General features: G+C 59.0%; 11 protein-coding genes. All 11 read right to left on the bottom strand.

The features are described 5' to 3' along the window. Window positions 1-98 precede the first annotated feature (98 nt). Window positions 99-281, bottom strand: coding sequence for a hypothetical protein (locus FVW59_RS19585; RefSeq protein ID WP_187275749.1), 183 nt, complete (start codon window positions 279-281; stop codon window positions 99-101). 70 nt (window positions 282-351) lie between these two features. Further along, window positions 352-522 carry a terminase small subunit gene (locus tag FVW59_RS19680; protein ID WP_222711408.1) on the bottom strand — a complete coding sequence of 57 codons (171 nt, stop codon included), beginning with the start codon at window positions 520-522 and terminating at the stop codon, window positions 352-354. Between the two features lie 155 nt (window positions 523-677). Further along, on the bottom strand, window positions 678-893 hold the full coding sequence (locus FVW59_RS19675; protein ID WP_222711407.1) for a terminase small subunit: 216 nt from the start codon (window positions 891-893) through the stop codon (window positions 678-680). Window positions 894-940: 47 nt separating this feature from the next. Then, the gene (locus FVW59_RS04260; RefSeq protein WP_148062956.1) at window positions 941-2461 is read right to left on the bottom strand and encodes a flagellar biosynthesis protein FlhF; all 1521 of its coding nucleotides are present in this window, start codon (window positions 2459-2461) and stop codon (window positions 941-943) included. Window positions 2462-2910: 449 nt separating this feature from the next. Beyond that, window positions 2911-3555 carry a hypothetical protein gene (locus tag FVW59_RS04255; protein ID WP_187275748.1) on the bottom strand — a complete coding sequence of 215 codons (645 nt, stop codon included), beginning with the start codon at window positions 3553-3555 and terminating at the stop codon, window positions 2911-2913. A gap of 45 nt (window positions 3556-3600) precedes the next feature. Next, entirely contained in the window at window positions 3601-4569 is a 969-nt protein-coding gene (locus tag FVW59_RS04250) for a P-loop NTPase family protein (protein ID WP_148062954.1), read from the bottom strand. Beyond that, window positions 4566-5282 (bottom strand): hypothetical protein, encoded by a 717-nt coding sequence (locus tag FVW59_RS04245; protein ID WP_148062953.1) that lies wholly within the window; start codon window positions 5280-5282, stop codon window positions 4566-4568. Before FVW59_RS04245 ends, FVW59_RS04250 begins: the two co-directional genes overlap by 4 nt. 259 nt (window positions 5283-5541) lie before the next feature. After that, window positions 5542-5727 (bottom strand): hypothetical protein, encoded by a 186-nt coding sequence (locus tag FVW59_RS04240; RefSeq protein WP_148062952.1) that lies wholly within the window; start codon window positions 5725-5727, stop codon window positions 5542-5544. Then, a complete protein-coding gene (locus tag FVW59_RS19580) occupies window positions 5724-5945 on the bottom strand; it encodes a DNA-binding protein (protein ID WP_187275747.1) in 222 nt (73 codons plus the stop codon). Before FVW59_RS19580 ends, FVW59_RS04240 begins: the two co-directional genes overlap by 4 nt. A 137-nt stretch (window positions 5946-6082) precedes the next feature. Next, complete coding sequence (locus FVW59_RS19575; protein WP_187275746.1) at window positions 6083-6367, bottom strand: hypothetical protein; 285 nt, start codon at window positions 6365-6367, stop codon at window positions 6083-6085. A gap of 802 nt (window positions 6368-7169) precedes the next feature. After that, the gene (locus tag FVW59_RS04230; protein WP_148062950.1) at window positions 7170-8447 is read right to left on the bottom strand and encodes a tyrosine-type recombinase/integrase; all 1278 of its coding nucleotides are present in this window, start codon (window positions 8445-8447) and stop codon (window positions 7170-7172) included. Between the last annotated feature and the right edge of the window lie 44 nt (window positions 8448-8491).

Genomic DNA, 8491 nt, shown 5'->3' with positions numbered 1-8491 from the left:
CTCTGTTGGGTGCCCTCAGGCTGCCTGCCGGGGTGGCAGGCTTGCCCTGGAATCAGTGGCAGCTTTGCCGTGGAATGGGTGGCAGGCTTCGCGTGGAATCAGTGGCAGGCTTGGTCTGGAATACGCAGGCAGCGAATTAGCTTGGTGGCCTGATCGGTGTTGTACTTCACCGCCAGCCAGCGCAGCCCCCCGGTGCCCTCTGGCAGCGCGAACAGCAGCTTTGGCAGGTCACCCCGCCTGATAGTCTTGTGCAACCCCTGAATGACAATCTCGTCAATCATGCCCTCTCCCCTATGGTGTACGGTGTTCAGTCTCGGGCGGCCAGTTCACCAATGGCGCGCCCTGATCGCCTCAATCAGTGCTACCCGCGGCATCCACGATACGGCGGGTGATTGTCTTCACCTTGCCCCGGTGGTTGTGGTCGATGGTTTCCCTGAAGGCGCCTACCGCCACATGCTTGCCCAGCAACTCGAGGTTTCTCAGCTTGTCGGGCCACTTGATCTTCTTGAGCAAGCCGGTCATTTCCCGCTGATCGCCGGCGCCATCCCAATACTCCGAAACATCAAACCCGGAGAGCGTCCGGCGCTAGGGGAGCGGCCAGACCCTGACAGGCAGAACCTCGCCACCGTCCCCCAGCATCTCGGCAACGTCCATCTGATCAATCTCAATGAGGCGTCTCATACATAGTCTGCATCGAACTGAATCCGCTCCAGGCGCTCGGCCTTCAGTTGCTCGATGCGCGCCATCAGGACAGGTTTTGACAGGTTCTCAGCGCCGGCCTGCTTTGCAGTTCTGACGCTGTATCCGGCCCGTGCCGCCGCATGGGTGGCATTCAGGTCTACCAGGTACTCCTGACAGAATCGCTCCTGCTTTGCTGTGAGCGTTCCGGTCATCGGCCTTCTCGAAGCATCACTTGCCCAGCCCGCGAACATTCAGAACGCTACAAGATGTCATCCCAGTTTACTTCGCCGCTGTCATTTGGAATCGGGGGCTCTTGGAAGATCACATTCCCATCCTCCCCTAGCACCGGTACGCCATCTTTGGTCTTGATCGAAGAAAGCAAGCTCCCGACGATCTGGCTCATTGAAGGGCCATGGTTGGGGTTGTAAGCCTCGCCGGCGATGGCCATCAACTGCGAATAGACCTCTGGCATGCTCTCCTTGTAGGGGAGCAGAATCTGATCTGCCTCATTCAGAGAGCTTTCCCGGGCTAGGCGCGCCTCCTTAGCACTTTCCCGGCTGGCCTGACGCCGATCACGGGTCGCGTCCTGCTGTTGCTTGAAGGCATCCATCTGCGCCTTGGCGCTGGCACTGCTGGCATGAGCGTCCACCTGATAAGCCCCCACCGAATCGGCGCGGTAGGCTGCGCGCTGCTCGGGCGTCAGGCCTTCCTCGTCCAGTTGCCGCTCTACGGTACCGGCAGGATCACCGCGGCGGGCCTCGGCCATCTGCAGGCTGCGCAGGCGCTCGGTGGCGGAACCGCCGAAATAGCGCCGGCCATCGCTGCCGGTGGTGTTGGCGATGTACTGCTCCCGGGCCTGCTGGGCGCGGGCTTCCTCGGACTGGGCCGGCTGGCTAGCACCGGGGCGGCTGAAAGCGGTGCGATCATCGGTGAACTCAGTGACCGGCGCGTAGGGGTCGGCCGCCAGGCTGCCGTCACGGTTGCGAGCAGGAATAGTCGGGGTCGACGGGCGAGCAATCACCTGGCTGTCCCCGTACTGGCCGGCATAGCTGTAGTTCGTACCTTCGATTGCCTGGGGGCTCCCGGCATTGACCGCAGCGCCGGCAGGCTGGCCTTGGGTGGTGGTGTGCGCAAGGACTGCCGATTCATCGCCAGCTCTGGGCACATAGCGCTCGGCATTGGTTTGAGAAGTGGGGTCACTCGGAGCGGGGGATTGCTTCTGGGCCCCGTTGTCGTTGTTCGCGAAGTAACCTGTGACGCTATCGACCGTGCGCTTCAGTAAAGATGGATTAGCTTCCCCTTCCCGGTACTCGGCAATCGCGGCCCGAGAAACCTCTGGATCGTCCGACAACATTCGGGCTTGCAGGTCATCCGTGCCTGAAAGCCTCGCCATCGCATTGGTAAGCGGGCGCTGCAAGGCCTCGGCAGGAGCTGTGTCTTTGAGTGCATCACCGCCGTAATAGCCGATGGCGCCGGCCGCGTGATACGGGAGACTGAGCAGCCGGCCACCCACATTGGCCGCGACCTTTGCGCCCGCCTTGGCCACGGTGCCATAGCCCAGATTGCGAGGCCGGGTCAGCACCTCCTTGGTGGCACTGGCTGCGCGCGCTGTTGCGCTCCCGGCCCTCGATGCCACGGATGGTCTGGCTAGCTGGGAAGGCTGGGCCGCTGGCTGTGCGGGGCGCTGAAGGCGTGAATAGCGGTGCTGATCAATGGCGTTCTGCGCCGCTTGTGCGTTGCGGGCGCCCTTGTGGGCAAACGGTTGGTCGTAGATTGCCATGGTCGTTCTCCAGGTGAGGATGAAGGTCGAGGCGACCTGACGCTACCACGCCCGGGGTCGCCGCCTGAAATTGAAAGTTTTGAGGCGCCGCCTTGCGGCCGAATTGCCGGGAGCGTAGCTTTGGTTCTGCGATAACCGCCCCACTGGGCCAGCAGGAGCCGCCAACAATGAAAGCCGCTATCTTGATTGGCATAGCCGTAGTCGCGCTGTGGGGGCTGGTCTGGTGGGTCAGGGCGCGGTTGGCGAGGTATGGAGGGGAGCCGTTCATCATCCCGGGAGCGAAAGCGCCACGCTCCCCGGCTGAAGACAGTGATGACGGATTTATGTGTATCCTGACCGAGGATCGCTTCTGGCCAAAAGATCCAGACTGATTCGCACGGCCAGGGCGCAAAATACCGACCTCCGACCGCCTGCCAAAACTTGAACTGAACACTAACTTTTCCATCGGCCTACGCAGACTCGCGAAGGCCCAGGAATGAGGCGTCAGGGTACCGGAGACTGCACAGTTCATCGGCTTTCTCCCGGGCTTCTGCTGGCCCTTCGGCTTCAACCTCCAATTTGACCGGTTCATTACCGGCCACGTACTCAACGACGAACCTGGGAAGGGCTGCAGCCTTCGCAGCAGGAGCCGGCTTTGCCTGTGGGCGCCGTATAGTCACTGGTGCCTGAGGTTTCAGGGCAGCCGCAATCAGCGAGCGGGCGCGGCCCCGGTCAATCAGCGTGTCCAGAACATCCGGGTCAGCCAGTCCCCAGTTGCGACCGCTACCGTCCTTGATCGCCAGGGGCTCGTGTGAAACCACGACTCCTTTAAGCTCCTCGCCACCGACCCAGGCCGACAAGTTGTTGCCCACATCAGGAAGCGCGGTGATCGCCGCGTAGTCGTAGAGCAAATCGGTGCGCTGAATCTCCGCCGCCGCGCGAACCGCTGAGTTTTTAACCCGCACGAGAGTTTTTATCAGTAGGTCTCGGGTGGGCTTTCCACCCTGGCTGATTACGGCTTCGGCAATCCATGCGTGATCGCCATCGGCGCGCACCAGTACCCCCTGGACGGCAAGGGTGTCGGTACGTAGTTCTACAAGTTTGTTCGCTTCCATCTTTGGTTCCTCGATTGTCGTTTTCATTGTTACGATTTCCGCGGCTCAGGCCGCCTGGCCTCCGCTGCGGGGTATCTCAAAAGGAAGTTGCCGGCCTTCGTTGAATTGCAGGCCCTCTCCAAAGGCCAGCCCGATGACCCCCTCGAATTCGCCGTTGCGTTGCTTCGCCACCACAAACCGCTGGTCAGGGCGCTTCTCGATGTAGTCCATGTCCTGTGGACTGAGGGGCTTGTTGGCCTTCCGGAGCTGCTGCAGGGCCAGTTTCTTCTTATCAGCCCAATGGATTATCACGTTGTGAACCAGGTCGGTGAGCTCACCCGCCCCGCGGACATCGAACTTGCCGGGAACATATTCTTCGCCACGCTTCTCCGGCTTTCGGACGTGGCAGATCAAATGAATGTGGATCTGGAATGCCTTCGCCGTGGCGCACAGTGCGTCGATGAATTCTTTCTCCGCTCCGCGCTCTCCGTAGGGCAGCCCGCACTTGGTCAGGGAGTCGATCAGGATGTGCTTACAGCCCATAGCTTCGGCCATAAAATAAACAGCGCCCAAAACGCGGCCAGAAGGGACGGTGTCGAGCTTGTCAAAATAGGCGAGGTTCTGGTGGTTCCACTGCGACCAATCGCGGATGAACCCCGGCCCAGGGTGATAACTCCCCGCAGCCTGCTGGCACATGCGCTTCTGGGTGTCTCGGATGGGCATCTCGAAACTCATAATCCCGCAGGGCTCACCCCAAAGCGCAAACCACTCCATAATCTGGCCGCACACCATGGACTTGCGGTGACCGTTCATGCCGCTGTGAACCGTGACTTCACCGGGACGGAAGCGGATCAGATCGTGTGTTTTGCTCCAGGGAAGTTTGGCCCCGGTCAACACCTGGCCGTCACGGAAGTAATCCAGTAGCTCGGTGGTGTAGGCGTCACCCCAGGCGATGTTTTGGGACTCTTGCTGGCCAAGGAACGCCAACAGGGAACGGTCGTTGTACTTGTGCTCATCGAAGCCTTGGAAGTTCATACGATGTGCTCCCCGCAACCAGGCTCGTTGTACTCGGGAATTTCGCTCTCCCATCCGCGATCACGCAACCAGCGTTCGGCGTGCTGGAAGCTCGGGGCGAACTCTCCACGGCTTCGAAGTGCCCGTTTCTGCTCGGCCTGGGCACAGAGCTTGATTTGTATTTCAGTTGCCAGTTGTTGATCAGGTCGCAGCCTGTCCCATTGGGACTTTGCCCGCTTCCGATTTCCCTTCTCGCTTAGGTCAGTTGGCCAGGATTTCCAGAAGTCATCAAACGAAACGTCCGGCGGTTCTTCGGCCGGACATTGCTCCTTTCCCTGTTCCCTGTTCCTTTCCCTTCCGGGGGTGAGCCCTCCATGATCGTTCACTGAATCCTCAGTGATTTGCCGCAAACTCGCGATTTTGCTGGGGCTGGGGCGGTTAATCCTTTGATGCTTAGAGAAATTCCGAACCAGTCCATACTGCTTGCCATCTGTGCCTTCGAAAAGCTCCAGATACCCCGCGTTTGAAAGCTCACTGAACATTCCGTGAATGCTCAGTGAGGGCTCACGGAGCGGGAATACAGCAGCCTTGATCAAGCCGGGGTGTGCTTTGAAATAACCCTCATCGTCAGCATGGTTGAGCAGGCCTACAGCAAGGAGTAGCGAGGACTCCGAAACAGCCGCCAGGTCTTCATCCTGCCAAAACTCGGGCTTCACAGTACGAATTCGAGCCACTACGCTGCCCTCCCCTGTGCTGGCCGTTGGCGCTGGAATGCCGCAAGCTCTACTTCAAGCAGCCAGTCGGGCAGCTTCTCGCCAGCAGCGCGTTCCTGCTGGCACATCTCCAGGGTCAGCCGATCCAGTTCCTCAAAATATCCCGATCTACGCACGTCATCGTCTGTTGCCAAGGCGCCGCGCTCGTTGAAAAGAGGGGCTCCATCCTCGTCGACCCAGTGCGCCGGCATACCAGCGAAACACGGTGCCCGGCGGCTAATCATGCTTGGGCCCTCGCGTTGCGGAGGATCTGTGAGAGCTTGACGGCCAGGCCGGGCACCTCATCGGAGGCCTGAACACCGCCCAGCCGCAGACGGCCGGTGCCGACATCAAGGATCAAGTCATCGAGGGCGGAGGTGTGGCGTTGCAGGCGGTCAGTTTGGGGATTATGAAGGGCGGGGCTCATTCAGCCGCCTCCGCTACAGGATCTTGGCGGGTTTCGAGCAGGTAGGCGTCAGTAATATCAGGACGGTAGCGGATACCTCCGCAAACCTGGAACCAAGGCGGGCCAACCCTTGATCTCCGCCAGCGCGCCAGGGTGCGCGTGGTGACGCCAATGCGCGCTGCCTCAGTGGCTGGTGTGTTCCAGGTGGTGCCTGATTCTTTTGCTGCAGGCTTGTCCATTGATCTTCCTCCCATCAACCAAATGTCATCAGATGGGCGCCAGTATCTGCCCGTCTACGGGGGGGCATTCAATATGGACTAGGGGGGGCTTTTGTCGAGACTAAAGGGGGCTTTATGTGCGCAGCGGTAACATTGCTTCAGATTGAGGTTTTCCACTCATCGAAAACCATATCCCAATAGGCAGAATCTGGTGACGGCGATGCTCTCCACGCGCAGAGAGAAGCCCCGGCGACATACTTTCCTTTGCAAGCGCGCTCAAACTCTCCCAGGGTAATTTCTCCAAGACCGGAAAAATTTGTAAAGAAACTCTGAAATTCAGCTATCCGGCCTGGCATGGAGAAGCGATCGAACTGGGGGTCGAAGGCTTCAACCTCGTCAAGCAAAGCGTCTATAGCTGCATAGCGCTTTTCCCTGACACCCATACCTGCGGAATCCTGTATCGACCTGAGGTGAGTCTGCACCTGCCGGAATCGAGTGTTTCGGACTGGATCAGCTATATACCGATCTAGCTCTTCAATCGGTACCCGAACACTCTGCTTGTCCAATTCATGCCAAATGATGACCATCTCGTCTATGCGTCTTCTACGAGCCTCAGGCAAACTGCGATATACCAATGTTCCTTCGTGAGGGGGTGGTTGGTGATATGGCAACGATCCTTCGTGTGGAGGCACTTGGACGTGAGGATTCCTTTCAGGGATGCCTGATGGCAATTCACCATAAGTATCAGGGTCGAGATAGACCCAGCCGCCGGAGTTCGGAAGACATACTCCCGCTATCAGGTAACCGTTTTGAATGAGAGCCTCTACGTCAGCGGTCGTAAAAGGCTTCTCAATACTGTCAGTTAGGTACTCAACTGATTGATCGAGTGTATACCCCGTGTTCTGAAATATATTCTTTCCCACTGCCCCTGCCACTCCACTTCTAGCTATGCTCGCACCAAGCAGGCCCTAGGCAAGCCTGGCGCTGCAATAAAAGGATCTGGATCACCCCCGAGTTGCGAGGACTAGGCACGGGACGTTTTCCGCTCATTTTTCAGAGCAAGGATATATGCCACAACTAGAACCTGATCCTGATGCGCCATCTGTGAAAGCGTATGTTCAAGAATTTTCGAGCATTTTTTTACGCTTGCCTCAGCCATGATTTCACCCTCCTGAGGTGTGGTTCCGGTCTGGAGGCTCCGGTGCGCTATCACCGGCGCCCCGCTTCAGACACCGCTGGAGCCCATCAAATGCCAAAGGTGGCGGTGATGACGTTCCCACCCCCACTCCTGGCGGTGATCTTCAGCAAGCGGCGCTCCCAGGCCTCCAGGGCGCGGCGTTTCTCTTTGTCGAATGTGTGCAGGTCGTAGACCGCGGCGATCCCCTTGCGCGTGTGGCCGATGGTGAGCTCAGCTATGTCCTGGCCAACTCCCGCGGCGCTGAGGCCAGTCCTGCAGGTTCTACGGAGGTCGTGAGGCGTCCAGTGGCCCCATTCCTTGCTATCTTTGTTTCCGAGCTTACCGGCGAATCGTTTCACCCCCCTGTCGAGAGAGTTCACGGCAGGACTGCTCCCCGGGCGTGTCTCAAAGATATACCCGGCAGGCTTTCCGCGCCGGCGCTTTGATAGCCTGGCCACTTCAGCGCGCGCCTGCTCGATCAGATCCAGGGCTAGGGGTGTCAGAGGCACCACATGGGCGGTCTTGGTCTTCCCCCGGCGCGCGGCCGGTATCGTCCAGACCTTGCCATTGATTTCGCTCTCATGCATTCCAGCGACCTCTCCTGGGCGCTGGCCAGTAACGAGGATCATTTTCAAGGCAAGTGCCGTGAGCCGGTGTAGCCCAACTGTTTCGACCTCTGCCCAAAAGGCGAATAGTTCTTCATCATCAAGTACTCGCCCGCGGACGAAATTCGCGTTGTTCATGGCCTTGTCGACCTTGGCGGGCTTCAGAGAAGCGATAGGGTTTACTTTGATGATCTCGGCATCCTCAGCCCAGGCGAAAAAGCTCTTGGAGTAGGAGAGCAGTAGGGCAGCCTGCCGGGGGTGTTTCTTCGCCAGCTTCTGGACTTCAGCCCGCACGTCAGAGCGGCGTATTTCAGTTAGCTTGGTTTTTGGGCCAACAGGTTTGACCAGGTAGCGCTCGAGCATCGACCGTACCTGGGCCCCACTCGCCAGCGGATCAATCAATTGGGTACAGTATTCGTCCATCGCCGGCCCCAGCTTCGGCCTCCGGCGCTCGGCGCGACGTTCCTCGAGGATGTCTTTCCCTCCGTCCGTCTCCCGCTTGAAGTCCTCAGCCTTGTCGCGAGCCGCCGCCAGTGACCAGGTGGGCCACTTCCCGATGGTGAGCTGCCGATCCTTACCACTGGATTTGTGAAAATATCGCAAAATAAATGATTTGCCTCCGGCCTTCGTCAGTTTCAGGCCAAATCCCTTGGGCGCGTCGCGGTGATCATCGAAGATGATGCGACTGCCACTGGCCGGCGCCGGCAGAGATTTGATCAACTTTTCACTAAGGGTCGGCATGTGACAAATAGGCTTGTTACAGTATTGTCACAGTGTAGGTGGCA

It is taken from the genome of Parahaliea aestuarii, assembly GCF_008064635.1.
GTDB lineage: Bacteria > Pseudomonadota > Gammaproteobacteria > Pseudomonadales > Halieaceae > Parahaliea > Parahaliea aestuarii.
This window is presented reverse-complemented; position numbering and strand designations above follow the sequence as displayed.

Bases quoted from the DNA above. Each gene is read 5' to 3' on its own strand.
- FVW59_RS04255 (WP_187275748.1), bottom strand. From the start codon at position 3,555: ATGGAAGCGAACAAACTTGTAGAACTACGTACCGACACCCTTGCCGTC.
- FVW59_RS04240 (WP_148062952.1), bottom strand. From the start codon at position 5,727: ATGAGCCCCGCCCTTCATAATCCCCAAACTGACCGCCTGCAACGCCAC.
- FVW59_RS04230 (WP_148062950.1), bottom strand. From the start codon at position 8,447: ATGCCGACCCTTAGTGAAAAGTTGATCAAATCTCTGCCGGCGCCGGCC.
- FVW59_RS19585 (WP_187275749.1), bottom strand. From the start codon at position 281: ATGATTGACGAGATTGTCATTCAGGGGTTGCACAAGACTATCAGGCGG.
- FVW59_RS19575 (WP_187275746.1), bottom strand. From the start codon at position 6,367: ATGGGTGTCAGGGAAAAGCGCTATGCAGCTATAGACGCTTTGCTTGAC.
- FVW59_RS19680 (WP_222711408.1), bottom strand. From the start codon at position 522: ATGACCGGCTTGCTCAAGAAGATCAAGTGGCCCGACAAGCTGAGAAAC.
- FVW59_RS04260 (WP_148062956.1), bottom strand. From the start codon at position 2,461: ATGGCAATCTACGACCAACCGTTTGCCCACAAGGGCGCCCGCAACGCA.
- FVW59_RS04250 (WP_148062954.1), bottom strand. From the start codon at position 4,569: ATGAACTTCCAAGGCTTCGATGAGCACAAGTACAACGACCGTTCCCTG.
- FVW59_RS19675 (WP_222711407.1), bottom strand. From the start codon at position 893: ATGACCGGAACGCTCACAGCAAAGCAGGAGCGATTCTGTCAGGAGTAC.
- FVW59_RS19580 (WP_187275747.1), bottom strand. From the start codon at position 5,945: ATGGACAAGCCTGCAGCAAAAGAATCAGGCACCACCTGGAACACACCA.